Raw genomic sequence first — 25,549 nt, 5'->3', positions numbered from 1 at the left:
TTCCGATGAAACGCGTAATCAGCTATTTCAACAGCCTGCTGCTGATCGAGTTGCTCAAGGGCCTGGCGCTCACCTGGCGCTACCTGTTCAGCCCGAAGTACACGATGCGCTACCCGATGGAGCACATCCCCAAGTCGAACCGCTTCCGCGGCCTGCACGCGCTGCGCCGCTACGCGAACGGCGAGGAGCGCTGCATCGCCTGCAAGCTGTGCGAGGCGGTGTGCCCGGCGCTGGCGATCACCATCGACTCCGCGCCGCGCGAGAGCGACGGCCAGCGCCGCACCACGCGCTACGACATCGACCTGTTCAAGTGCATCTTCTGCGGCTTCTGCGAAGAGAGCTGCCCGGTGGACTCGATCGTCGAGACCAGCATCCACGAGTACCACTTCGAACACCGCGGCGAGAACGTGGTGACCAAGCCCCAGCTGCTCGCCATCGGCGACCGCTTCGAGGCGGAGATCGCCGCCGACCGTGCGCAAGACGCGGCCTATCGCTGAGGACGGAACGCCATGATTGATCCGAACCTGTTCCAACTCGTCTGTTTCTACGCCTTCGGTGCGGTGGCGGTGCTTTCCGCGCTGGCGGTGATCAGCGTGCGCAACTCGGTGCACGCGGTGCTGTCGCTGGTGCTGACCTTCTTCAGCGTGGCCTGCATCTGGATGCTGGCCGAGGCGGAGTTCCTCGCCATCGCCCTGATCGTGGTCTACGTGGGCGCGGTGATGGTGCTGTTCCTGTTCGTGGTGATGATGCTGGACATCGACATGGAGCACCTGCGCGAAGGCTTCGTGCGCTTCCTGCCGGTGGGCCTGGTGGTGGCGGTGGTGATGCTGCTGGAGATGCTGGGCCTGATCGGCGTGCGCGTGATGCATGCGCAGACGCTGGGCGCGAACCCGGCCGGCGATTCCAACACCGCGTGGCTGGGCAAAGCGCTGTATTCGCAGTACCTGCTGCCGTTCGAGATCGCCGCGCTGATCCTCACCGTGGGCGTGGTCGCCGCGGTGGCGCTGACCCTGCGCCAGCGCCAGGGCGTGAAGCACCAGCGCGCCAGCCAGCAGGTGCTGGTCAATCCGCGCGACCGCGTGCGCGTGGTGAAGATGGCGGCCGAGCGTCCCGCCGACGCCGCCCCGGCCCAGGAGCCCCAAGCATGATTACCCTTTCGCACTTCATCGTGCTCGGCGCGATCCTGTTCTGCATCGCCGTCGCCGGCCTGTTCATCAACCGCAAGAACGTGATCGTGCTGCTGATGGCGATCGAGCTGATGCTGCTGGCGGTGAACATCAACTTCGTGGCGTTCTCCCGCTTCGGCCACGACGTGGCGGGGCAGGTGTTCGTGTTCTTCATCCTCACCGTGGCCGCGGCGGAATCCGCGATCGGCCTGGCGATCCTGGTGCTGCTGTTCCGCAACCGCAGCACGGTCAACGTCGCCGAAATCGACAGCATGAAGGGTTGATCCGATGCAACTTTCGACATCCATCCTGCTGACGATCGCGCTGGCGCCGCTGGTGGGCTGTTTGCTGGCCGGCTTCCTCGGCAAGCAGATCGGCCGCGCCGGCGCGCACAGCGTCACCATCCTCGGACTGCTGGTCTCCTGCGGTCTCGCGTTCTACGTGCTGTACCAGCTGGTCTGGGGCGGCGCGCCCAACTACAACCAGGACATCTACACCTGGTTCGCGATCGGCAAGTACAGCGCCAGCGTGGGCTTCCTGGTCGACCGCCTCACCGCGATGATGATGGTGGTGGTCACCTTCGTGTCGCTGCTGGTGCACGTCTACACCATCGGCTACATGGCGGATGACGACGGTTACCAGCGCTTCTTCAGCTACATCTCGCTGTTCACCTTCTCGATGCTGATGCTCGTGATGAGCAACAACTTCCTGCAGCTGTTCTTCGGCTGGGAAGCGGTGGGCCTGGTGTCGTACCTGCTGATCGGCTTCTGGTTCAAGCGGCCGACCGCGATCTTCGCCAACCTCAAGGCCTTCCTGGTCAACCGCGTGGGCGACTTCGGCTTCCTGCTGGGTATCTCGGCGGTGCTGTATTTCCTCGGCTCGCTGGACTACACCACCGTGTTCGCGGCGGCGCCCGGACTGGCCGGCAAGACCCTGCAGATCACCGCGAACACGCAGTGGGATGCGGCCACGGTGATCTGCATCTGCCTGTTCATCGGTGCGATGGGCAAGTCGGCGCAGGTGCCGCTGCACGTGTGGCTGCCCGACTCGATGGAAGGCCCGACGCCGATCTCCGCGCTGATCCACGCGGCGACGATGGTGACCGCGGGCATCTTCATGGTCGCGCGCATGTCGCCGATCTTCGAGCTGTCGCAGACCGCGCTCAGCTTCGTGATGGTGATCGGCGCGACCGGCGCGCTGTTCACCGGCCTGATCGGCATCGTGCAGAACGACATCAAGCGCGTGGTGGCGTATTCCACGCTGTCGCAGCTGGGCTACATGACGGTGGCGCTGGGCGTGTCGGCGTACGCCGGCGCGGTGTTTCACCTGATGACCCACGCGTTCTTCAAGGCGCTGCTGTTCCTCGGCGCGGGCTCGGTGATCATCGCCATGCACCACGAGCAGGACATGCGCTACATGGGCGGCCTGCGCAAGTACATGCCGATCACCTGGATCACCATGTGGATCGGTTCGCTGGCGCTGGTGGCGATCCCGTTCACCTCGGGCTTCTACTCGAAGGACGCGATCATCGAGGCGGTGGGCGAGTCGCACCGTTGGGGCTCGGGCTACGCCTACGTCTGCGTGCTGGCCGGTGCTTTTGTCACGGCGCTGTACACCTTCCGCCAGATGTACCTGACCTTCCATGGCAAGGAGCGCTTCACCGTGGTGGCGCACCACGGCCATGGCCACCATGACGATCACCACGACGACCACGGCCACCACAAGCCGGGCGAGCTGGCGCACGTGCCACACGAGTCGCCGTGGGTGGTGACGCTGCCGCTGGTACTGCTGGCGATCCCGTCGCTGCTGGTCGGCTTCTTCACCGTCGGGCCGATGCTGTTCCGCGGCTGGTTCGGTTCGGCCATCCACGTGGACGAGGCGAACAACGTGCTCGGCGAGATGGGTGCGCACTTCGAGGGCGCGGCGGGCATGGCGCTGCACGGCTTCTGGAGCGTGCCGTTCGGCCTGGTGCTGCTGGCCTTCGCGATCCAGACCTACATCTACCTGTTCAACCCCGCGCTGGCCGGCCGCATCAAGGCTGCGCTGCATCCGCTGTGGACGGTGCTTGATCGCAAGTACTGGATCGACGACCTGTACTTCGCCGTGTTCGCCAAGGGTGGCCAGAAGCTGGGCCGCCTGTTCTGGAAGGCCGGCGATGCCGCGGTGATCGACGGCGTGATGATCGACGGCACCACCGCCATGACCCGTCGCATCGCCTCGGGCATGCGCCGGTTGCAGTCGGGTTACCTCTACCAGTACGCCTTCGCGATGATCCTCGGCCTGATCCTGCTGCTCGGCGGGTACTGGCTGTTCGGTTCGATGCCGGCTGCGCAATAAGGGAAGCAAGCAAACATGTTCAATCACTTGCTCAGCCTTCTGATCTGGCTGCCCATCGTCGGCGCGGTGCCGGTGCTGCTGGCCGGCTCGGCACGGCCCAACCTGGCGCGCTGGCTCGCGCTGCTGTTCATGGTGCTCACCTTCGTGGCGAGCCTGTTCCTGCTGCCGCAGTACGACGCGGCACAGGGCGGCATGCAGCTGGTCGAGAACCACCTGTGGATCGCCTCGCTGAACGTGCACTACGGCCTCGCCGTGGACGGCATCTCGGTGGCGCTGATCCTGCTCACCACCGTCGTCGGCATCCTCGTGGTGGTCGGCGCGTGGGAGGTGATCCAGAACAAGCCGCACCAGTACATGGCCGCGATGCTCGCGCTGGAAGGCGTGATGATCGGCGTGTTCTGCGCCACCGACGCCTTGCTGTTCTACGTGTTCTTCGAGGCGATGCTGATCCCGATGTTCATCCTGATCGGCATGTGGGGCGGACCGCGGCGCGTGTACGCGACGCTGAAGTTCTTCATCTACACCTTCCTCGGCTCGGTCTTCATGCTGATCGCGCTGTTGTACCTGTATCACCGGGCCGGCACGTTCGACCTGCACACGCTGGCGGCGTTGCCGCTGACGTTCAACGAGCAGATGTGGATCTTCTTCGCCTTCCTGCTCGCCTTCGCGATCAAGGTGCCGATGGTGCCGGTGCACACCTGGCTGCCGGACGCCCACGTGGAAGCGCCGACCGGCGGCTCGGTGGTGCTGGCGGCGGTGATGCTGAAGGTCGGTACCTACGGGATGCTGCGCTTCATCCTGCCGATCGTGCCCGACGCCGGCGAGCACTACGCCTGGCTGGTGATCGTGCTGAGCCTGGTGGCGGTGGTCTACATCGGTTACGTGGCGCTGGTGCAGGAGGACATGAAGAAGCTGGTGGCGTATTCGTCCGTGGCGCACATGGGCTTCGTCACCTTGGGCATCTTCATCGCCTTCCTGCTGGCGCGCGGACTCGGCGACGTCGACACGGCGCGGCTGGGCATGCAGGGCGCGATGGTGCAGATGATCTCGCACGGCTTCGTCTCCGGCGCGATGTTCACCTGCATCGGCGTGATGTACGACCGCCTGCACACTCGCCTGATCAAGGATTACGGCGGCGTCATCAACGTGATGCCGTGGTTCGGCTTCTTCTACGTGCTGTTCGCGATGGCGAACTGCGGCCTGCCGGGCACCAGCGGCTTCGTGGGCGAGTTCATGGTGGTGCTGGCCAGCTTCAAGGCCAACCCGTGGATCGCCTTCTTCGCCGCGTTCACCCTCATCATCGGCGCGGCCTACACGCTGTGGCTGGTCAAGCGCGTGCTGTGGGGCGAGATCACCAATCCGCACGTGGCCGAGATGAAGGACATCAACGGTCGCGAGACCTTCGTGCTGCTTGCCTTCGCCGCGCTGACCGTGGCGCTGGGCATCTGGCCGGAGCCGCTGATCCACCTGATGGACAGCTCGGTGACGCAGGTGGTGCAGCAGCTGGCCATCCACAAGATCTGATCGGGATAAGGGTGTGTCCATACATACGAAACAAGCCGCGTTGCCTCGCATTGGCCGTCAGGTGGCAGTGCGGGGCGCAGGTCAGGGTGGTCCCCTGATCAAGCCGCGCGCTGCCGCATGGCGGCCAATGCGAGGCAACCCTTCGGGCCGGGTCTGTTTGCCCGCAGCCCTGCGTCATCGCTCAGTCGCGTATCGACATACGCTCCTTCGCTCTTCCTGGTTCTGCGCGCAAACAGCTCCCGGCGCGGCATGTTCCGTATGTGTGGACACACCCTAATGCCTACTCTCAACGACATCCTGGTCCTGTTGCCGGAGTTCTATCTGGTGGCGGTGGCGTGCTTGCTGCTGCTGCTGGATGCCTTCATGAAGCCCGAGCAGCGCGGCACGCTGCACTGGATCTCCGTCGTGGTGCTGCTGGTGGCCACCTATCTGGTGGTGGCCGGCCAGCCCGACGTCACCGTGACCGCGTTCGGCGGCATGTTCGTGCGCGACCAGGTTTCGGAAATCCTGAAGGTGTTCGCGCTGCTGAGCACCGTGCTGGTGTTCATCTACGCGCGGCCGTACCTGGTCGAGCGCAAGCAGTTCATCGGCGAGTTCTACACGCTGATGATCTTCGCGGTGATCGGCGTGATGCTGCTGGTGTCGGCCGGCAACCTGATCATGGTCTACCTGGGGCTGGAGCTGCTGACGCTGTCGTCCTACGCGCTGGTGGCGCTGAACCGCGATTCGTCGCTGTCGTCCGAGGCCGCGATCAAGTACTTCGTGCTGGGCGCACTGTCCTCGGGCATGCTGCTGTACGGCATGTCGATGGTGTATGGCGCCACCGGTTCGCTGGACCTGGTCCAGCTGCATACCGTGGTGACGCAGAGCGCGATGCCGCACCTGCTGGTGTTCGGCCTGATCTTCATGCTGGTGGGCATCGCCTTCAAGCTGGGCGCGGCGCCGTTCCACATGTGGATCCCGGACGTCTACCAGGGTGCTTCCACCCCGGTCACCACCTTCATCGCCTCCACCTCGAAGCTGGCCGCGTTCGGCATGGCGTGGCGCCTGCTGGAGACGGGGCTGGGCGGCCTGTCACAGCACTGGCAGCCGATGCTGGCCGCAGTCGCGGTGCTGTCCATGGCGATCGGCAACCTGGTCGCCATCGTGCAGACCAACCTCAAGCGCATGCTGGCCTATTCGACCATCTCGCACATGGGCTACCTGCTGGTGGGCCTGGTCAACGCGGGGCCGGAAGGCTATTCCTCGGCGATGTTCTACGCGATCAGCTACGCGCTGATGAGCACGGTGTCGTTCGGCGTGATCCTGGCGCTGTCGCGCGCGGGCTTCGAGTGCGAGGAGATCTCCGACCTCAAGGGCCTGAACCAGCGTTCGCCGTGGTTCGCCGCATTGATGGCGCTGGCGCTGTTCTCGCTGGCTGGCGTGCCGCCGCTGTTCGGCTTCTACGCGAAGTACCTGGTGCTGCAGGCGGCGATCGACGCGCACATGCTGTGGCTGGCGATCGTCGGCGCGGTGTTCGCGATCATCGGCCTGTACTACTACCTGCACGTGGTCAAGGTGATGTACTTCGACAAGCCGGAAGAGGGCGGTGCCGACCAGCCGCAGGCCGACGCCTCGCTGCGCGTGGTGCTGTCGATCAACGGGTTGGCGCTGCTGGTGCTGGGCGTGTACTGGGGCCCGCTGCTGGGCTGGTGCCGCCACTCGTTCGGCCTGGGCTGAGCCTATAGGCAGGCCACGGATGGGTGGTCGTGAACCAGTCACGCATTGGCTGGTTCACGGCAGTGCATACAGACGCCTACCTGATTCGCTGAATTGGCGGGCGTCCGTAGACGCACTGGAAGGCGAGCCGCTGATCGCGAGCATCGGGCACACGGTGCCTGTGGTGCCGCAGCGAGAGACCCATGATCCTCGCGACAAGCGAGCGCATGCATGGCGTGTAGCCGGTGTTCGCCGTCCAGGTGAACTGGTTGCTGCGCAACCGCGTTTCCGGTTTTGTCTGGTGCGATGAAAAGCGCGTATCCCGGCAGACTGTCAGTCGAGCTTCAGCGGATCGAATCCCCTCCGGCCAGATAAATCCTCTTGCTCGCCGCCGGTTCGAGCCCGCGCGACACTTCGATCGAGCATCGCGACCTTGGAGCGAATGCCGTCGCGGGAAACCACCTCTGCCCAGAGGCAAACGAAAGCGTGCCCAGCATTCGCAATTAATTGCCAACCGGAGTGGCCGCTCGATTTTTTGCGAGCCATCCATCGAGTCGCGATCCCTGACGAATCCGGACTGAGTGAGCCGGGCTCGGGGATGGATACCTGCAAAGTGGCTACCGGCAAGGTCCGAAGATCTTCATCGCCGGGTGGAGGCAGGAGTGTCTGCGTGGCAAGCCATGCCCGGGATGGAGCCGGTTCCTTGCGGAATCGGGCCGGCTCATTCCCTTGACAGGGCCGGCGGATTTCGTATTAGTATTAAAATAGTAATACATCCATCGAGAGGTGAATCGATGCGTGCCGCATCCTGCGATGCAGGCGTCATCGATGCACACGGCGAAACGAGTATGCGTGTCAGATTTCCACCGGGGAGGTGAAGTCATGAAGCATGAATCGGGGAATGTATCGCGCTGCCGGACGATGCCACGCAAGCTGCTGGCCTTGGCGATCGGCGGTTGTTTCTGCCTCGCTTGCTCCGAGGGCGCGTTGGCGCAGGCGGTCACCGGCACCATCCGCGGCACCGTGCCGGTGGCTCCGAACGAGAGCATCCGCATCACCAGCACGGCCGGCTTCGATCGCACCGTCGCGGTGGGTCCGTCGGGCGAATACTCGATGATCCTGCCGACCGGCAACTACACGGTCACCCTGTTGCGCGACGGCAAGCCGGTGCAATCCCGCGCGAACGTCAGTCCGGCGGCATCGGGCACGGCCACCGTCAGCTTTGCCAGCACTGGTGGCACGGCGGACAACCCGAAGGCATTGAGCGGTGTCGTCGTTACCGCCAGCGCCGTCCCGCCGATCGACGTGACCACCACCAACCAGGTGACCACGATCACCGCCGAGCAACTCGCCCGCCTTCCGCTGGGAAACACTGCTGAAGCCATCGCCATGCTGGCGCCCGGCGTGGCGATGGGGGCGCCGTCGCTGGGAAACGGGGAACTGGGCAATCCGCTGCTGGCGTTCGGTGGCGCATCGGTGGCGGAGAACGCGTACTTCATCGACGGCATGAACACGACCGATGCGATCACCGGGCAGGGCGGCGTGCCGCTGCCGTATGGCGCCATCGACCAGCAGCAGACCATGACGAGCGGTTATGGCGCCCAGTACGGCCGCACGATCGGCGGCGTGATCAACGAAATCGGCAAGTCCGGCACCAACGACTGGCATTTCGGTTTCAAGGCCGAATGGTCGCCGGGCCAGTTGACGGCCGATTCCAGCAACTACTACTGGGACAATCCGCTTTATACCGCCAATCCGGCGGAAACGGCGGGAAACCTGAACACCTACAGGGCAGGCAACCGGTCGGAAGAGAACATCTACGACGTGTACGTGAGTGGCCCGCTGATCAAGGACAAGCTGACGTTCTTCCTGGGCCTGGAGCGGGACGACACCACCAGCACGACGACCAGCGCGATGAGTGAAGGTCTCCCCTATGCCGCGCAAACCACCGAACACCAGCCGAAGGTGTACGCCAAGCTCAACTGGAACATCAACGAGAACAACGTACTGACCTTCTCCGCCTTGCAGAACTCCAACAAGGTCTGGTCAACCGATTACAACTTCAACTACGACACGCTGCAGAGCGGCAGCCTCCTTTCCAAGCCGTTCGCCACCAAGACCAGCTATGACATGTGGGTGGCCAACTACACCTCCTACATCACCGACGAGCTCACGCTGCATGCGATGTTCGGCAAGACCCGCGCCGAGTACCAGGAGATCGAGGAGCAGTACCCGGGATACAACCCGGCCTTGCCCAACATAGGCAGTGCCTCGCTGGAAAACCCGGCCTTCATACCCAACGGGCCGGTCTCCAATACCCAGACCGAAGGGTCGCTCTCCGATCCATCGCACACTTCGATGGAGATGAACTACCGCATCGACCTGGAATACAAGTTGGGCGACCACGACCTGCGCGCCGGCATCGACAACCTGCAGACCTGGGACCACGACGAGGGTTCGGTCAACACCGGGCCGGGTTATGGCTGGTCATACGGGCAGAGTGACGCAAACACGCCCATCGTCGGCAGCGATCCCAACCTGCCGCCCTACGTCGGCGCGCCGGATACGTACGGCGGCAACCCGGGTGGCTATTACGTGACGAAGAGCTACAACCAGCTGGTAGCATCGACGCGGCTGACCCAGCAGGCGCAGTACATCGAGGACAACTGGCAGGTCACGCCGAACCTGCTGCTGGACCTGGGCCTGCGCAACGACCAGTTCGTCAACCACGCCGCTGACGGTCAGCCCTTCGCCCGGCTGACCAAGCCGCAATGGGCGCCACGCCTCGGCTTCAGTTGGGATGTGCACGGCGATGCCAGCTTGCAGATATACGGCAATGCGGGCCGCTATTACCTCGCGCTGCCGGCGGCGGTTTCCTGGAACGCCACGGCGACGGCGAACCAGGCTTCGGTCTACTACACCTATTCCGGCATCGACCCGGTCACCGGCGAGCCGACCGGCCTGAAATTGCTCCCGTACAACAACGGTGGCCGCGGCGACGACGCGGGCGTGTCCTCCTTCAACGCCTACGGCCAGCCGGTGGATTCCGCCAGCGCCGCGGCGACCAACATCAAGGCCGAGTATTCCGACAACTTCGTGCTGGGCATGAAGCAGGCATTCAACATGCTGGGCTCGAAGTACGTGTTCAGCGCCAATGGCGTGTACCAGGACATGGGCCCGGACATCATCGATGACTGGGACGACACCGCCGCGATGTGCCGGGCAGCGGTCGCGCAGGGGTTGCAGTACGCGGGCACGACACTGGATCAGAAGCTTTCCAGCTGCAGCGTCGTCGCGCCGGGCTTCGTGCTGATCAATCCGACCCAGACCAACGATCTCCTGATCTCCGACGGCAACGGCAACCTGCACAAGGTGGTGATCACGCCGCAGGACCAGGGCTTCCCGCGCAGCATCGTGCGCCGCTATTACGCGGTCAACCTTGCGTTGGAGCACCCCTTCGACGGCACGTGGTACGGCAGCATCACCTACACCTGGTCGCGCTCCTGGGGCAATACGGAGGGGCCGGTGGATTCCTACGCCGGCCTGAGCGGTGGGGGCGGTGGCAAGTCGGTTGCCCTGACGCCGCAGTGGGACTATGCGTCGTTGATGGAATATTCGTATGGCCCGCAGCCCAACAGCCACACCAATACGCTGAAAGCCTACGGCTTCTACCAGATCGACCCGGACTGGCGGGTTGGCGGCAATCTGTACATTGCATCCGGCGCGCCCAAGGTCTGCATGGGCTACTACGGCCCCGGCCAGTCGGATCCCGTCGGCTACGAAAGTGCCTACCACTGGTGCGGTGGCCAGCCATCGTCGCCGGGTTCGCCGGGCTCGATGCCGTGGATCCACACGCTCGACCTCAACGCCAATTACAGCCCGGGATGGTTGCAGCACCGGTGGAACTTCAATCTCGCCGTGTTCAACGTGTTCAACAAGCAGACGCCGATCCAGTTGATAAACCAGTACGGCACAACGGCGACGCCCAATCCGGGCTATGGCCTGGTGCAGGGCATGACGCCGCCGCGCATGGTCCGTTTCTACGTGTCGTACGACTTCTGACCGGCAGCAAGGGTCCCTCCCTCGGCATGCCGGGGAGGGGCGGTTCCATTCGGCGATCGTCTCCTCGCATGTCGGCATTTCGCGTGGCCCGATTTCGCTGCCGCCGATGCGTCGTTCCGCTGTTCGAATGATGTGTACGCGCAGCAGGTGGCGAATGAATGGCCGCTCGCCATCGGGCGACGCACTGCTCACTCCAAATGCCGCACCAGCCAGTCCACCCAGCGCCGGTACACGTCGGTGGTGCGCACGATGTCGTGCGGGAAGTGCGTGTCGGCCGCATAGGCGTAGAACTCCACCGGCACGCCGTTGTCGCGCAGGCCGTGGTACCACTCGTAGCTGTTGACCAGGGGCACGTCCGGATCGCCCACGTCGCCCAGGATCAAGGTGGGTGCGGTGACGTTCCTGACATAGGCGATCGGCGATTGCTCGCGCCAGATATCCCAGGATTGGGCCGTCCACGGCGAACCGCCGAAGTAGTAGTCATCGCCCTGCTGGTAGTAGGACACGGTGTAGTCCATCACCCAGTCGGTGAGCGGCGCGCCCGTCACCGCCGCCTTCCAGACCCCGTAGTGGCTGGTGAGCCAGGCGGTCATGAAGCCGCCATAGGACCAGCCGCTGACGGCTACGCGCTGCTCGTCGACCAGCCCCAGTTTTTCCACGGCCGCGAGCCCGGCCATGACATCGTTGCCCGGGCCCGCCGCGGTGTCGCGGAAGATCGCGTGCTGGTAGGCGTCGCCGAGATTGCTGCTGCCACGATAGTTCGGCTGGAACACCGCGATCCCGCGTGCCGCCAGCAATTGCGGCAACGGCGAAAACGCCACGTTGGAGGCGCTTTGCGGGCCGCCGTGGATGACCAGGGCCAGCGGGTATTTCTTGCCTGCCACGTAACCCACGGGATGGGTGAGCACGCCGTCTTCGGCGAATCCGCCGGGCCCCGTCCATGTCACGGACTCGCTCCGCCCCAGGGTCAGGCTGTCGACGAAGGCATTGACGTCGGTGAGCCGGCGCGGCATGGCGGCCGTCGAGGCCATCACGTACAGCTCGTCAGGGTGCGTGGCCGTGCTGCCCACGAACGTGATCGCGCCATGCTTCGACACCGAGAACTGCCGCTGGACGAGCACATCGCCGAGCTCGAGCTTCTTCGCCGGATGCGTCAGCGGTTGCTCCCACAGTGATGTCCGCGTGCCGTCGTCGCCTTCCAGCAACAGGGCGTGGCCACCGGGCAGCCACGCATAGGCTTCGATATGCCGAGCGAGCTGCTGCGTCACGTCGCTGGTCTTGCCGTCGACGGCGACATAGACCGCATTGCCATTGTTCCGGTCGCCTTGCCGCGGCCGCGCGTAGGCAAGCGCATCGCCATCGGGCGCGTAAGCCGGGTCCGTGCTGCTTTCTTCCGGCACCAAGGGCGCGTACTGGCCGCCATCGACCGCAACGCTCGCAATCACCGACTTGTACGAGCTTCCCCAGTAGGCGTCCGGGTAGCGGGTAAAGACGATGCGGCGCCCGTCGCGGGTCCAGACCGGCGCGGGCGCGTGGTCCTGCTGCTCGGTGTACAGGCTGCCGTCGTCCTGCGTGAGTCGTCGCGCCTCGCCGCCCTGGCTCGGCACCACCCACAACTGCCAGGGCGCCTGCGCCGAACGCGCAAGGAAGTCGTTGTCCCCGACGCGGAAGGCATCGTCCTGCGGCTTGCCGCTCGCCGGCTTGGCCGGCTCGTCTGCGCCGACGAAGGCGATTTGTCGTCCATCCGGACTCCAGCCATAGCCGTCCACGCCCTCGGTCGCCGTGGTGATGCGCGAAGCATCGCCGCCATCCATCGGCAACACGAAAACCTGTACCTGTTTGGTCCCGGCATCCTCGGCGAGGAAGGCGAGCCGTCTTCCGTCCGGCGACCAGCGCGGCATGGACAGTTGCTTGCGCTGCGAAGTCAGCACACGCATTGCACCGCTGGCCGTATCGACCAGATCGATTTGCTGGCTTCGCTGGTCGGATGTCCAATCCGGGGTGGATGCCACGACCGCGATGCGCCGGCCATCGGGCGAGATCCGCGGTTCGCTCAGGCGGGTCAGCTTGCGCAGATCGTCCAGCCGGAACAACTTCGTGTCGTCGTCTGCGGAGGCTCGTTGCGATGGCCACAGCAACGACACGCATAGGGTCAGGGTGATGCGGGCAATCAACTTCATGTTGCACCCCTTGCTGGCACGGGTTCCTGTCTGCGCATGGCGCTCGCCATGGTCCGGAACCATCTTCCGCCGGGCCGGGAAAGGCCGCTCCAGAGGAACTTTACATTATCAGAAAAGTATGATTATTCTACATTTGGCGAGAGCTGATACGGTGCGAAATTCGGAGGGGAAGCCCATGAATTTGACCCGTCGTGCCAGGCTGGAACAGCCTTGCACCGTTCCTGCGCAAGCTCGATCGGAGCCTTGCGGGAAGAAAAAGTGCATGCCCGTGCGGAAGCACTACTCGCCACGATCAGGCATCGCACTCGTCCCGCGCCGCTGGCGTGATCACGCCGGTTTGATACGGCGATGCGCCGTTGCCCTGCTGTGGGCGGGCATGTTCGCCTTGCCCCCGGTTCATGCCGGCACCCCGGCCACGGCGCCGCTGCCGCAGATGGGCTTCAACAACTGGAATTCGACCCGGTGCGGCCCCGAATTCGACGAGACGATGATGAAGGGCATCGTCGACAAGATCGTCTCGCTGGGCCTGCGGGATGCCGGCTACCGCTACGTCAACCTCGACGATTGCTGGGCGGACTGGCAGCGCGACGGCAACGGCAACCTGTACGCGAATCCACAGCGTTTCCCGCACGGCATCAAGGCCGTCGCCGATTACGTGCATGCGCATGGCCTGAAGTTCGGCCTGTATTCCAGCGCCGGAACCTATACCTGCCAGCCGCATGTCGAAAACCGCGGCTTTCCCGGCGGGTTGGGGCGCGAGCGCCAGGATGCGGCCTTCTTTGCCTCGGTCGGTGCCGATTACCTCAAATACGACAACTGCAACAATCAGGGCGTCGACGCCAGGCAGCGCTATACGGCCATGAGCGAAGCCCTCCGTGCAACCGGTCGGCCGATCTTCTACAGCGTGTGCGAATGGGGCCAGAACCAGCCCTGGCTGTGGGCCGGGCGGCCGCCGGTGGGCGCAAACTCGTGGCGCACCACCAGGGATATCCGCGACAACTATCCGTCCATGCTCGGCATCTTCAAGCAGAACGTGGTGCTGGATGCGTATGCCAGCCCCGGGCACTGGAACGATCCGGACATGCTGGAGATCGGCAACGGCGGCATGTCGACTACCGAATATCGCAGCCAGTTCAACCTGTGGTCGATCATGGCCGCGCCGCTGCTGATCGGCACGGACTTGCGCAAGGTCGCGCCGGCGGACCTGCAGATATTGCTCAACAAGGAAGTGATCGCCATCGACCAGGATCCGCTGGGGCGTCAGGGGAAGCTCGTGCGCGACAGCGATGGCGTCGACGTGATCGTCAAGCCGCTTGAAGACGGCGGCATCGCGGTGGTGTTGTTCAACGAAACCGACGGCGAGCAGCCGGTGGCGGTTGCCGCGAGGGAACTCGGCCTGCGCAAGCAGACCTACACGGTGCGCAATCTGTGGACGCATGCCGAGGCGCAGGGCGACGGTTCATTGCAGGCGCGCCTGCCGGCGCACGCCAGTGATCTCTACCGCATCAGCATGTAATGCATGCGTCGTCGCGAACGCAGCGGAATATCGCGTTTCCCCCGCATGGCTTGTACAGGCCCAGGGAAGGCGGCGATCCCGTGAACGGAAGGGTTCGCTGATCCGGCATGGTCCGCGGCGATGAAGGCTTCGACCACAATCTTGATTCGCCGCGCGGATATCTGCGTGCCGTCGGAGTGCCGGCGTACGGGCAAGTCCATCCTCGATTGCCCTCGGGCGGGTGCGCTCCGGAACGGGACGAGTGAATGCGGCTTGCGAATGTGGAGACACATCGCTACACTTTGCGGACTCTGATGCGGGGTGGAGCAGTCTGGCAGCTCGTCGGGCTCATAACCCGAAGGTCGCAGGTTCGAATCCTGCCCCCGCTACCAGATACTTTCTTGGAACAAGAAAGCCTCCTCGTGAGGCTTTTTTGTTGGGCGCCAGGATGGCGCCGTGTCTGCCGGGGCTTGTCGCCGCGGGCGACGCCTGGAGTCGGTACATCGGCGAGGACGCTCCGGCTAGGAGCAGGGAATGGGCCGTCGAGCCCATTTTTTGTTTTCGCGATTTGGAAATGCATGATGGATACGAACGCACTGGCACAACGCTTCAGTACCGTCCTGGCCGACCTCGGCCTGGAGTGCATCGGCGTGGAATTCCTGCCGTCGCAGGGGCAGAGTACCCTGCGCGTGTACCTGGATATCCCCGAGGGTGCGGCTACCGCCGACGGCGAGCGTCGCGAGGTGGGCATCGAGGATTGCGAGGCGGCCAGCCGCGAGCTTTCCGCACTGCTGGACGTGGAGGATCCGATTCCCGGCCACTACGTGCTGGAGGTGTCCTCGCCCGGCCTCGACCGTCCGCTGTTCACCGCCGCGCAGTTCGCGCGCGTGACCGGGCAGGAAGTGAAGCTGCTGCTGCGCGCGCCGCTGGAAGGGCGCCGCCGCCTGCGCGGCAAGCTGCTGTCGGTGGAGGGCGAGCGCATTTCGCTGGAGGCCGAAGGCAAGGTGTTCGCCTTCGACCACGCGCAGGTGGAAAGCGCCCGCGTGGTGCCCGACTGGGTGGAGCTGGGCTACGCGCCCAAGCCCAAGCCGGGCAAGGGTCCCGGCAAGAAGAAGGTTGACTGAAGTTTTGGATGGTTGCTTCCCGATCATCGCAGGACGGACGCAGAATATTGAATAGCGCAGCCACGGTTGGCTGTTTCTCGACACTCGCATTCATGGACGGATGCAAAAATTACCGGTCGCCATCGGGGCGCCCATGGAGTTGCAGCAATGAGCAAAGAACTTTTGCTGGTGGTTGATGCGGTTGCGAACGAAAAGGGCGTGCCGCGGGAAGTGATCTTCGAGGCCATGGAAGCCGCGCTGGCTTCGGCCGCCAAGAAGCGTTATCCCGAAGAAGAGCCGGACATCCGCGTCTCCATCGACCATGACACCGGCGACTACGAGACCTTTCGGCGCTGGGAAGTCATCGCCGACGACGGCGAGATGGAGTCGCCGTTCTACCAGCTGCGCCTGATGGACGCGCTGGACGAGCGCGCCGACGCCCAGGTGGGCGAGTACATCGAGACGCAGATCGAGAACGCCGAGTTCGGCCGCATCGCCGCGCAGGCTGCCAAGCAGGTGATCGTGCAGCGCGTGCGCGAAGCCGAGCGCCAGCAGGTGGTGGACGCCTACAAGGACCGCGTGGGCGAGCTGCTCACCGGCATCGTCAAGCGCGTCGAGCGCGGCAACATCTACCTCGACCTCGGCGGCAATGCCGAAGCCTTCATCCCGCGCGACAAGACCATTCCGCGCGAATCCGTGCGCGTGGGCGACCGCGTGCGTGGCTACCTGTACGAGGTGAAGTCCGAAGTGCGCGGGCCGCAGCTGTTCGTGTCGCGCGCGGCGCCGGAATTCATGATCGAGCTGTTCAAGCTCGAAGTGCCGGAAGTCGGCCAGGGCCTGGTCGAGATCAAGGGTTGCGCCCGCGACCCGGGCGACCGCGCCAAGATCGCCGTGCTGGCCCACGACACCCGCACCGATCCGATCGGCGCGTGCATCGGCATGCGCGGCTCGCGCGTGCAGGCGGTGTCCAACGACCTCAACGGCGAGCGCGTCGACATCATCCTGTGGCATGAGAACCAGGCGCAGTACGTCATCAACGCGATGGCGCCGGCCGAGGTGCAGTCCATCATCATGGACGAAGAAAAGCATTCGATGGACATCGCCGTGGCCGAGGACAAGCTCTCGCAGGCGATCGGCCGCGGTGGCCAGAACGTGCGCCTCGCCAGCAAGCTCACCGGCTGGCAGCTCAACGTGATGACGCAGGACCAGGTCGCCGCCAAGAGCGAGGCAGAGCAGGAGGCCGCGCGCAACCTGTTCATGGAAAAGCTCGAGGTGGACCAGGAGATCGCCAACATCCTGGTGCAGGAAGGCTTCTCCAGCGTCGAGGAAATCGCCTACGTGCCCAGCGCCGAACTGCTGGCGGTGGAAGGCTTCGACGAGGACATCGTCGAGGAACTGCGTGCCCGCGCCCGCGATGCGCTGCTCACCGAGGCGCTGGCTGTCGAGGAAGACCTCGACGAGCACCAGCCCAGCGAAGAGCTGCTGGCGCTCAAGGGCATGGACGAAGAGACCGCGTATGCGCTGGCCAACCGCGGCGTGGCCACGGTGGACGACCTCGCCGACCAGGCGGTGGACGACCTGATCGACATCGAAGGCATGAACGAAGAGCGTGCTGCGGCACTGATCATGGCGGCGCGTGCGCCGATGATCGCGCAGTTGGAGAAGGGCGGCTAACCGCGAACGGACGCGCCCCGGACGGGCGCGCCGAGGAAGGCCGCAGGCCTTCCACCATGGATGGCGGTGTTCGCGTGGCGCAGGCCGCACGGGCGACAAGCGCGGGAATGGCGGAGAAACAACACGATGTCGGACATCACGATCAAACAACTCGCCCAGCTGGTGGGCAAGCCGGTGGACAAGCTGCTCAGCCAGCTTGCCGAGGCGGGCATGAATTTCTCCGATCCGGAGCAGGTGGTCAGCAGCACCGAGAAGGTGAAGCTGCTGGGCTTCCTGCGCCGCTCCCACGGCAAGAGCGAACTGGATGCGGAGGCTGTCGACAGCGCGCCGCGCCAGGTCACGCTGAAGCGCCGCACGGTCGGCGAGCTGAAGGTTTCCACCCCGGGTGGCCGCGGCGCCGCACCCACGGCCAAGACCGTGTCCGTCGAAGTGCGCGCCAAGCGCACCTACGTCAAGCGCAGCGTGATCGCCGAAGAAGCCAGCGTCGAACCCGAGCGCGAGGAGGCCGTGCGCAAGCTGGCCGAGTCGCGCGAGCAGCGTGCGCAGGAAGAACAGGGTCGCCGTGACGCCGAACAGCGCAAGCAGGAAGCGCAGCAGCGCGCACTGGAAGAACAGCAGCGTGCACAGGAAGAGGCCGAGGAGCGCCGTCGCCAGGCCGAGGCCGAGGCGGCCGTCGCTGCCGAAGCCGAATCCGCGGGCGAACCCGAGGCGGTCGCCGAGCCGGCGCCGGAAGCCGACGAACCGGCCGCTCCCGCAAGCAGCGCCGCCAGCGCGGTCGAAGAGGTGGCGGCGCCCGTGGTGCAGCGCCTCGACACGCGTGGCCTGGGCATGATCGTTCCGCAGGTGCACGAGCCGCGCAAGCGCGAGAAGCTGGTCAAGCCGGCGCCTGCGCCTGCTCCCGCGCCGGCACCCGTGCGTGCCGCGGCACCCGCGGCAGCGGGCGACGCGCGCGGCAAGGCCCGCCACGGTGGCGGCCGCGACCGCGACGACGTGCCCGGCGGCAAGCGTTTCGCCGCGGGCGAACTGCACCTGAGCGACGCCGATCGCGCGCGCCGTTCCAGCGGCAAGCGCGGCAAGCCGGTCAAGGGCGGTGCGCGCGAAGCCGTGCGCGGCGGTTCGCCGGCCGGCGGTGCGCATGGCTTCACCCGTCCCACCGCCGCCGTCGTGCGCGACGTGCTGGTGGGCGACGCCAACGTGGTCGCCGAGCTGGCGCAGAAGATGGCGGTCAAGGGTTCCGAGGTGGTCAAGGCGCTGTTCAAGATGGGCGTGATGGCCACCATCAACCAGACCATCGACCGCGACACCGCGACGCTGGTGGTGGAGGAGCTGGGCCACAAGGTGGTCGAGTCCAACGCCAACGACGCCGAGGCCGCGCTGGCCGCGCACACGCAGAGCGTGGAGCTGGAAGGCGAGAAGCAGCCGCGTCCGCCGGTGGTCACCATCATGGGCCACGTCGACCACGGCAAGACCTCGCTGCTGGACTACATCCGCCGCACCAAGGTCGCCTCCGGCGAAGCCGGCGGCATCACCCAGCACATCGGCGCCTACCATGTGGAAACGCCGAAGGGCGTGATCACCTTCCTCGACACCCCGGGCCACGCCGCGTTCACCGCGATGCGCGCCCGCGGCGCGCAGTCCACCGACATCGTGGTGCTGGTGGTGGCCGCAGACGACGGCGTGATGCCGCAGACGGCCGAGGCCGTGAAGCACGCGCAGGCGGCCAAGGTGCCGCTGATCGTGGCGCTCAACAAGATGGACAAGTCCGACGCCAACCCGGACCACGTCAAGCAGGGCCTGGGCAACCTGGAAGTGATCCCCGAAGAATGGGGCGGCGAGACGCCGTTCGTGCCGGTGTCGGCGAAGACCGGCATGGGCATCGATACGCTGCTCGACGCGATCTCGGTGCAGGCCGAGGTGATGGAGCTCACCGCGGTGGTCGACGGCGCCGCCTCGGGCGTGGTGATCGAATCCAGCCTGGACAAGGGCCGCGGCCCGGTGGCCACGGTGCTGGTGCAGCAGGGCACGCTGAAGCGCGGCGACTTCGTGGTCTGCGGCATCGAGTACGGCCGCATGCGCGCGCTGATCGACGAGACCGGCAAGACCGTGCAGGAAGCCGGCCCCTCGATCCCCGTGCAGGTGCTCGGCCTCTCCGGCGTGCCGGAGGCGGGCGACGACTTCGTGGTGGTGGCCGACGAGAAGCTGGCCAAGCAGGTGGCCGCCGAGCGCCAGCTCAGGCGCCGCGAGACGCGCATGGTCAGCAAGGCCAACCGCCTCGAGGACATCATGGCGCAGATGGGCCAGGGCGCCGGGCAGCAGACGCTCAACATCCTGGTCAAGGCCGACGTGCAGGGTTCGGTCGAGGCGCTGCGCGAATCGCTCAGCGCGATCGGCAACGAGAACGTGAAGGTCAACGTGATCGCCGCCGGCGTCGGCGGCATCACCGAGTCCGACGCCACCCTGGCCGCCGCCTCCAAGGCGCTGGTGATCGGCTTCAACGTGCGTGCCGACGCCTCGGCGCGCAAGGTGATCGACACCGCGGGCCTCGATGTCCGCTACTTCTCGATCATCTACGACGTGATCGACCAGGTGAAGCAGGCGGCTTCCGGCCTGCTGGGCGTGGAGATCCGCGAGGAGATTCTCGGCATCGCGCAGGTGCGCGAGGTGTTCCGCAGCTCCAAGTTCGGCGCGGTCGCCGGCTGCATGGTCACCGAAGGCCACGTCAAGCGCAGCAAGCCGATCCGCGTGCTGCGCGACAACACCGTGGTGTTCGAGGGCGAGCTGGAATCGCTGCGCCGCTTCAAGGATCTGGTCGACGAAGTGCGCAACGGCATGGAATGCGGCATCGCCGTGAAGCAGTACAACGACGTCAAGGTCGGCGACCAGATCGAGTGCTTCGAGCGTATCGAGGTGGCTCGTACCTTGTGATGCCGGAGGCATCACAAGGTACTTCGCGGGAATAGGGAATGGGGAATAGGGAATCGAAAGAGCGGTTCCCCGTTCCCTGCGGCTCGCGGCTACGCTGGCTTTTCCCATTCCCCATTCCCCATTCCCCATTCCCCATTCCCCATTCCCCATTCCCGGCTTTCCATCCATGCCCTCCCGCGACTTCAAACGTACCGACCGCGTAGGCGCCGAACTGCGCCGTGAACTCGGCATGCTGGTGCATGCCGCGGTGCGCGACCACGGCCTGCCGTCGTGCAGCGTGTCGGATGTGGAAGTGAGCCGCGATCTGGATTTCGCGGCGGTGTGGGTGACTGCGCTGCTGCCCGAGCAGTCGGCGGCAGCGGTGAAGGCCTTGAACACGCTGGCGGGTGAGTTCCGCCGCTCGCTGTCGCGCAGCATGCGGCTGCGCCGGGTGCCGGAACTGCGCTTCAAGTACGACGACTCGGTGGACAAGGGCGAACGCATCGACGCGTTGCTGCGCGATGCAGGCGATGCCACGCCATCGGACGACGAACCGTAATCCGAGTTCCATGCCCCGCGAACGCAAGCTCCCCCGCATCGCCTGGCGCGACCTGCACGGCATCGTGCTGCTCGACAAGCCCCAGGGCCTGAGTTCCAACGAGGCCCTGCAGGCGACGCGCCGCCTGTTTCGCGCCGCCAAGGGCGGCCACACCGGCGCGCTCGACCCGATGGCCACCGGCCTGCTGCCGCTGTGCTTCGGCGAGGCCACCAAGCTTGCCGGCAACCTGCTCGGCGCACGCAAGGCCTACCGGGCCGAGTGCCGGCTGGGCATCACCACGACCACGGCCGACCGCGAAGGCGAAGTGTTGTGCGAACGGCCGGTGCCCGTGCTGGACGATGCCGCGATCGAGGCGGCGCTGGCGCCATTGCGTGGCCGCATCGTGCAGGTACCGCCGGCATACTCCGCACTGAAGCAGGGCGGCGAGCGGTTGTATCTCAAGGCCCGCCGAGGCGAGGCCGTGGAAGCGCCACCGCGCGAGGTCGAGGTCCATAGCCTGGAACTGCGGTCACGCACGGCGGACACCCTGGTGTTCGAGGTGGAATGCGGTTCCGGCACCTACGTGCGTTCGCTGGCCGTGGACCTGGGCGAAGCGCTGGGTTGCGGCGCCCACCTCACCGCCTTGCGCCGGCTGTGGGTGGAACCGTTCCATGCGCCGCGCATGGTCACCCTGGCCGAGCTGGAACAGGCTGCGGGGCAGGGCGACGATGCCCTGCTGGCCTGGTTGCTGCCGGTGGTGGCGGGGCTGGAGGACTGGCCGAAGCTGCAACTGGACGAGGCGCAGAGCCAGGCGATCGCCCGCGGCCAGCCCATCGTGGTGGCCGGGGTCAGCGGGCCGCATGCCGCGTTTGCCAGCGATGGCGCCCTGCTGGCCCTGCTGGAACTGGATGCGGACGGGCGCAGCCGCATCCTGCGCGGTTTCAACCTGCCGCCGCCGTGAATTCGCCCGTTCCGGTGGATTTGATCAAGGCATCCCTTGTTGCCAAGCCCGCGCAGCCGTTAGAATAAACAAGTTAATCCGACACTTTCATCCATAGTCGAAGCTTGCGTTTGCGTCATTGCCGCCCGATGACGCAAACGCAAGCTTCGCATCGTCTTTTCAAGGAAACAGGTATCACCATGTCGCTCAACGCAGAACAGACCGGCAAGATCATCGCTGACTTCGGCCGCGTGCCGAACGACACCGGCTCCACCGAAGTGCAGGTGGCGCTGCTGTCCGCCCGCATCGAGCACCTCACCGAGCACTTCAAGTCGCACAAGCAGGATCACCACTCCCGCCGCGGCCTGCTGAAGCTGGTGAACCGCCGCAAGAGCCTGCTCGCCTACCTGAAGGACCGCGACCTGGCCCGTTACCAGAGCCTGATCGAGCGCCTGGGTCTCCGGAGGTAACTTTTGCGTTCGTCCTGAACGCGAAAGTCAAAAGGGCGGCCATCCATGGCCGCACTTTCCAAAGGTTCTGCGTTCGCCCGTGAACGCAAAGATCAAGAGGCGGCCATCCATGGTCGTGCTCTTCAAAAAGGCAGGAAATCATCGTGGCGAAAGTAACCAAGTCATTCCAGTACGGTAAGCACCAAGTCACGCTGGAGACGGGCGAAATCGCCCGCCAGGCGTCCGGCGCGGTGATGGTCAGCATGGGCGGCACCGTGGTGCTGGTCACCGCGGTGGCCGCGGCGAAGGCGAAGGACGGGCAGGACTTCTTCCCGCTCACCGTCGACTACGTCGAGAAGTTCTACTCCGCCGGCCGTATTCCGGGTGGCTTCTTCAAGCGCGAAGGCCGTCCGACCGAGAAGGAGACGCTGACCTCGCGCCTGATCGATCGCCCGGTGCGCCCGTTGTTCCCGGAAGAGTTCAAGAACGAAGTGCAGGTCATCGCCCAGGTCGTTTCGCTGAATCCCGAGGTCGATGGCGACATCCCGGCCCTGCTCGGCGCCTCCGCCGCGCTGACCCTCGCCGGCATCCCGTTCAAGGGCCCGATCGGCGCCGCCCGCGTCGGTTACGCCAACGGCCAGTACCTGCTCAACCCCGATGCCTCCGAGCTGGCCGGCTCGAAGCTTGACCTGGTCGTCGCCGGTACCGCCGGTGCGGTGCTGATGGTGGAATCCGAGGCCGAACTGCTTTCCGAAGAGGTGATGCTCGGCGCGGTGGTGTTCGGCCACCAGCAGATGCAGACCGCGATCGAGGCGATCAACGCCTTCGTGGCCGAAGCCGGCCGCAAGTCGTTCAAGTGGGAAGCTCCCACCCGTAACGATGCCCTGTTCTCGGCCATCGAGAGCATCCTCGGCGACCGCCTGGTCAAGGCCTTCGCGATCCGCGACAAGCTGGAGCGCCGCGACGCGATCAGTGCGCTGAAGAGCGACATCAAGGCCGGCATCGCCGTGAGCGCCGCTTCGCACGGCTGGTCGGATCTCGAGATCAACAACGCGTTCGCCGAGATCGAGTACAACACCCTGCGCAGCGGCGTACTGAAGACCAAGCAGCGCATCGACGGTCGCCAGCTCGACGACATCCGCCCGATCACCGCACGCGTGGGCGTGCTGCCGCGCACCCACGGCTCGGCGCTGTTCACCCGCGGCGAGACGCAGGCGCTGGTGGTGGTCACCCTCGGCACCACGCGCGACGCGCAGATCATCGACGCGCCGGCCGGCGAGTCGAAGGATCCGTTCCTGTTCCACTACAACTTCCCGCCGTTCTCGGTGGGCGAGGCCGGCCGCTTCGGCGCGCCGAAGCGTCGCGAGATCGGCCACGGCCGCCTCGCCAAGCGCGGCGTGCAGGCGGTCAAGCCGTCGATGGAAGCGTTCCCCTACGTGCTGCGCGTGGTCTCGGAAATCACCGAGTCCAACGGTTCCTCGTCGATGGCCTCGGTGTGCGGTTCCTCGCTGGCGATGATGGACGCGGGCGTGCCGCTGAAGGCGCCGGTGGCCGGCATCGCGATGGGCCTGGTGAAGGAAGGCAACGACTTCGTCGTGCTGTCCGACATCCTGGGCGACGAGGATCACCTCGGCGACATGGACTTCAAGGTGGCCGGTTCGTCCGAGGGCATCAGCGCCCTGCAGATGGACATCAAGATCGACGGCATCACCGAGGAGATCATGAAGGTGGCGCTGGCCCAGGCCCAGCGCGGCCGCCTGCACATCCTCGGCGAGATGGCCAAGGCGCTCAGCACCGCGCGCACCGAGATGAGCGAATACGCGCCGCGCCTGATCACCATCAAGATCCACCCGGACAAGATCCGCGAGGTCATCGGCAAGGGCGGCGCCACCATCCGCTCGATCACCGAGGAGACCGGCGCCACCATCGACATCAACGACGACGGCACCGTGATCATCGCCTCGGTCAACCGCGACGCGGGCGAGGCGGCGAAGAAGCGCATCGAGCAGATCGTCTCCGACGTCGAGCCGGGCCGCATCTACGAGGGCAAGGTCGCCAAGCTGATGGACTTCGGCGCGTTCGTCACCATCATGCCGGGCAAGGACGGCCTGGTGCACGTGTCGCAGATCTCCAACGAGCGCGTCGAGAAGGTTTCCGACAAGCTCAAGGAAGGCGACATCGTCAAGGTCAAGGTGCTGGAAGTGGACAAGCAGGGCCGCATCCGCCTGTCCATGAAGGCGGTGGAGGAGGGCGAGGGCTGATCGCCCGCCGCACCTCGCACCGTGTGTTCCCGCAAACGCCCCGCACCGAAAGTGCGGGGCGTTTGCGTATCCATTGACGGCGAAAGGGGATGGGCGGATGACGCTTTGCTAGAGTCCAAGCCCGCCCTGCGGAAATGGAGTGGCCCGATGCGGGACTCGATGGTGTTGCTGGTTGCGTGTTTCAACGGATCGGAAGGTGCCTGGCCATGTCCAAAACTCTTGCCATAGTCGTTCCCGCGCACAATGAGGCGGAAGTCATCGATGTCTTCCATGCACGGCTCGCGGCGGTTCTTGTCGGCGTGGCCGCCGATGCGACCGTGGTCTATGTGGACGACGGCAGTACCGATGCCACCTGGCAACACCTGGCGTCGCTGGCGGAAAAGGATCGGCGGGTGACCGCGTTGCGGCTTTCGCGCAACTTCGGCAAGGAGGCCGCCCTTACGGCAGGCCTTGATCACGTCGACGCGGATGCCGTCATCGTCATCGATGCGGACCTGCAGGATCCGCCGGAACTCATCCCGGACATGCTCGCCAAGGCCGAGGAAGGCTACGACGTCGTCTACGGCAGCCGGTCTTCCCGGGCCGGCGAGACGGTCGCCAAACGGGCTACCTCGGCGGCGTTCTACCGGGTGATGAACCGCCTCGCCAACGTGCCCGTGCCGCGGGATACGGGGGACTTCAGGCTCATGTCCCGGCGCGCCGTCGAGGCGGTGCGGGAGCTTCGGGAAAGACAACGATTCATGAAGGGGATCTTCGCCTGGATCGGCTATCGGCAGGTCGCCCTGCTGTATGACCGCGATCCCCGCAAGGCGGGCGAGACCAAGTGGAACTACTGGCGATTGACCAACCTGGCTGTCGAAGGAATCACTTCCTTTTCGACCGCGCCACTGCGCATGGCCAGCTGGGTGGGCGCATGCAGTGCCCTGGTGGCCTTCGCGTACGGCTTGTGGATTTTCGTCAAGGCGTCGATCTGGGGCGACCCCGTCCATGGCTACCCGACCTTGATGGTGGTGATCCTCTTCCTGGGCGGCGTTCAATTGCTTGCTCTTGGTGTCATCGGCGAATACATCGGCCGCACGTACATGGAGGCCAAGCGCCGCCCGTTGTATTTCGTGGAGGCAAGGCTCGGCGGCGGCAGCGATGTCGCGCCCGCGTCGCGGGCATCCCTCGACCGGCAGCGGGATGCGAAGAAACCGGTGCCTGGCGAGTGAGCGGGCG

The 25,549-nt window shown here is 65.4% G+C and carries 17 protein-coding genes and 1 tRNA gene; 17 read left to right on the top strand and 1 reads right to left on the bottom strand.

Annotation, left to right across the window (positions count from 1 at the left end):
• Window positions 1–5 precede the first annotated feature (5 nt).
• From nuoI to IHE47_RS14175, 7 genes are all read left to right on the top strand, one after another.
• Window positions 6–497, top strand: coding sequence for an NADH-quinone oxidoreductase subunit NuoI (nuoI, locus tag IHE47_RS14205; RefSeq protein WP_192106920.1), 492 nt, complete (start codon window positions 6–8; stop codon window positions 495–497).
• A 12-nt stretch (window positions 498–509) separates the two neighbouring features.
• Entirely contained in the window at window positions 510–1,148 is a 639-nt protein-coding gene (locus IHE47_RS14200; protein ID WP_192106917.1) for an NADH-quinone oxidoreductase subunit J, read from the top strand.
• Window positions 1,145–1,450 carry an NADH-quinone oxidoreductase subunit NuoK gene (nuoK, locus tag IHE47_RS14195; protein WP_077483669.1) on the top strand — a complete coding sequence of 102 codons (306 nt, stop codon included), beginning with the start codon at window positions 1,145–1,147 and terminating at the stop codon, window positions 1,448–1,450. The genes IHE47_RS14200 and nuoK overlap by 4 nt, the downstream gene beginning before the upstream one ends.
• Before the next feature lie 4 nt (window positions 1,451–1,454).
• Window positions 1,455–3,503 (top strand): NADH-quinone oxidoreductase subunit L, encoded by a 2,049-nt coding sequence (gene nuoL, locus IHE47_RS14190; RefSeq protein WP_192106916.1) that lies wholly within the window; start codon window positions 1,455–1,457, stop codon window positions 3,501–3,503.
• A 15-nt stretch (window positions 3,504–3,518) separates the two neighbouring features.
• Entirely contained in the window at window positions 3,519–5,027 is a 1,509-nt protein-coding gene (locus tag IHE47_RS14185; RefSeq protein WP_192106915.1) for an NADH-quinone oxidoreductase subunit M, read from the top strand.
• 276 nt (window positions 5,028–5,303) lie between these two features.
• Window positions 5,304–6,746, top strand: coding sequence for an NADH-quinone oxidoreductase subunit NuoN (gene nuoN / locus IHE47_RS14180; protein WP_192106914.1), 1,443 nt, complete (start codon window positions 5,304–5,306; stop codon window positions 6,744–6,746).
• Window positions 6,747–7,646: 900 nt separating this feature from the next.
• The gene (locus tag IHE47_RS14175) at window positions 7,647–10,787 is read left to right on the top strand and encodes a TonB-dependent receptor (protein ID WP_192106913.1); all 3,141 of its coding nucleotides are present in this window, start codon (window positions 7,647–7,649) and stop codon (window positions 10,785–10,787) included.
• 188 nt (window positions 10,788–10,975) lie between these two features.
• Here IHE47_RS14175 and IHE47_RS14170 read toward each other — a convergent pair whose 3' ends face one another.
• Complete coding sequence (locus IHE47_RS14170) at window positions 10,976–12,967, bottom strand: S9 family peptidase (protein ID WP_192106909.1); 1,992 nt, start codon at window positions 12,965–12,967, stop codon at window positions 10,976–10,978.
• A gap of 376 nt (window positions 12,968–13,343) precedes the next feature.
• On the opposite strand from IHE47_RS14170, the gene IHE47_RS14165 reads away from it, so the two are divergent.
• From IHE47_RS14165 to IHE47_RS14120, 10 genes are all read left to right on the top strand, one after another.
• On the top strand, window positions 13,344–14,483 hold the full coding sequence (locus IHE47_RS14165; RefSeq protein ID WP_225561889.1) for a glycoside hydrolase family 27 protein: 1,140 nt from the start codon (window positions 13,344–13,346) through the stop codon (window positions 14,481–14,483).
• A gap of 294 nt (window positions 14,484–14,777) precedes the next feature.
• A tRNA-Met gene (locus IHE47_RS14160) sits at window positions 14,778–14,854 on the top strand.
• Between the two features lie 189 nt (window positions 14,855–15,043).
• Window positions 15,044–15,586, top strand: a complete 543-nt coding sequence (gene rimP, locus IHE47_RS14155; protein WP_192106907.1) for a ribosome maturation factor RimP — start codon at window positions 15,044–15,046, stop codon at window positions 15,584–15,586.
• 147 nt (window positions 15,587–15,733) lie between these two features.
• On the top strand, window positions 15,734–17,239 hold the full coding sequence (gene nusA / locus IHE47_RS14150; protein WP_192106906.1) for a transcription termination factor NusA: 1,506 nt from the start codon (window positions 15,734–15,736) through the stop codon (window positions 17,237–17,239).
• A gap of 126 nt (window positions 17,240–17,365) precedes the next feature.
• Window positions 17,366–20,164 (top strand): translation initiation factor IF-2, encoded by a 2,799-nt coding sequence (gene infB, locus IHE47_RS14145; protein ID WP_192106903.1) that lies wholly within the window; start codon window positions 17,366–17,368, stop codon window positions 20,162–20,164.
• Between the two features lie 166 nt (window positions 20,165–20,330).
• The gene (rbfA, locus tag IHE47_RS14140; RefSeq protein ID WP_192106902.1) at window positions 20,331–20,702 is read left to right on the top strand and encodes a 30S ribosome-binding factor RbfA; all 372 of its coding nucleotides are present in this window, start codon (window positions 20,331–20,333) and stop codon (window positions 20,700–20,702) included.
• A gap of 10 nt (window positions 20,703–20,712) precedes the next feature.
• Complete coding sequence (gene truB, locus IHE47_RS14135) at window positions 20,713–21,642, top strand: tRNA pseudouridine(55) synthase TruB (RefSeq protein ID WP_192106901.1); 930 nt, start codon at window positions 20,713–20,715, stop codon at window positions 21,640–21,642.
• 179 nt (window positions 21,643–21,821) lie between these two features.
• Window positions 21,822–22,091, top strand: coding sequence for a 30S ribosomal protein S15 (rpsO, locus tag IHE47_RS14130; RefSeq protein WP_192106900.1), 270 nt, complete (start codon window positions 21,822–21,824; stop codon window positions 22,089–22,091).
• Window positions 22,092–22,234: 143 nt separating this feature from the next.
• A complete protein-coding gene (gene pnp / locus IHE47_RS14125) occupies window positions 22,235–24,331 on the top strand; it encodes a polyribonucleotide nucleotidyltransferase (protein WP_192106896.1) in 2,097 nt (698 codons plus the stop codon).
• Between the two features lie 206 nt (window positions 24,332–24,537).
• Window positions 24,538–25,542, top strand: a complete 1,005-nt coding sequence (locus IHE47_RS14120) for a glycosyltransferase family 2 protein (protein ID WP_192106894.1) — start codon at window positions 24,538–24,540, stop codon at window positions 25,540–25,542.
• The last annotated feature ends 7 nt before the right edge of the window (window positions 25,543–25,549 follow it).

The sequence above is a fragment of the Rhodanobacter sp. DHB23 genome (assembly GCF_014842975.1).
Classification (GTDB): domain Bacteria; phylum Pseudomonadota; class Gammaproteobacteria; order Xanthomonadales; family Rhodanobacteraceae; genus Rhodanobacter_A.
This window is presented reverse-complemented; position numbering and strand designations above follow the sequence as displayed.

What these genes read in the sequence shown, in the direction of transcription:
- nuoI (WP_192106920.1), top strand. Translation starts at nt 6, where the DNA reads ATGAAACGCGTAATCAGCTATTTCAACAGCCTGCTGCTGATCGAGTTG.
- IHE47_RS14200 (WP_192106917.1), top strand. Translation starts at nt 510, where the DNA reads ATGATTGATCCGAACCTGTTCCAACTCGTCTGTTTCTACGCCTTCGGT.
- nuoK (WP_077483669.1), top strand. Translation starts at nt 1,145, where the DNA reads ATGATTACCCTTTCGCACTTCATCGTGCTCGGCGCGATCCTGTTCTGC.
- nuoL (WP_192106916.1), top strand. Translation starts at nt 1,455, where the DNA reads ATGCAACTTTCGACATCCATCCTGCTGACGATCGCGCTGGCGCCGCTG.
- IHE47_RS14185 (WP_192106915.1), top strand. Translation starts at nt 3,519, where the DNA reads ATGTTCAATCACTTGCTCAGCCTTCTGATCTGGCTGCCCATCGTCGGC.
- nuoN (WP_192106914.1), top strand. Translation starts at nt 5,304, where the DNA reads ATGCCTACTCTCAACGACATCCTGGTCCTGTTGCCGGAGTTCTATCTG.
- IHE47_RS14175 (WP_192106913.1), top strand. Translation starts at nt 7,647, where the DNA reads ATGCCACGCAAGCTGCTGGCCTTGGCGATCGGCGGTTGTTTCTGCCTC.
- IHE47_RS14170 (WP_192106909.1), bottom strand. Translation starts at nt 12,967, where the DNA reads ATGAAGTTGATTGCCCGCATCACCCTGACCCTATGCGTGTCGTTGCTG.
- IHE47_RS14165 (WP_225561889.1), top strand. Translation starts at nt 13,344, where the DNA reads ATGTTCGCCTTGCCCCCGGTTCATGCCGGCACCCCGGCCACGGCGCCG.
- rimP (WP_192106907.1), top strand. Translation starts at nt 15,044, where the DNA reads ATGGATACGAACGCACTGGCACAACGCTTCAGTACCGTCCTGGCCGAC.
- nusA (WP_192106906.1), top strand. Translation starts at nt 15,734, where the DNA reads ATGAGCAAAGAACTTTTGCTGGTGGTTGATGCGGTTGCGAACGAAAAG.
- infB (WP_192106903.1), top strand. Translation starts at nt 17,366, where the DNA reads ATGTCGGACATCACGATCAAACAACTCGCCCAGCTGGTGGGCAAGCCG.
- rbfA (WP_192106902.1), top strand. Translation starts at nt 20,331, where the DNA reads ATGCCCTCCCGCGACTTCAAACGTACCGACCGCGTAGGCGCCGAACTG.
- truB (WP_192106901.1), top strand. Translation starts at nt 20,713, where the DNA reads ATGCCCCGCGAACGCAAGCTCCCCCGCATCGCCTGGCGCGACCTGCAC.
- rpsO (WP_192106900.1), top strand. Translation starts at nt 21,822, where the DNA reads ATGTCGCTCAACGCAGAACAGACCGGCAAGATCATCGCTGACTTCGGC.
- IHE47_RS14120 (WP_192106894.1), top strand. Translation starts at nt 24,538, where the DNA reads ATGTCCAAAACTCTTGCCATAGTCGTTCCCGCGCACAATGAGGCGGAA.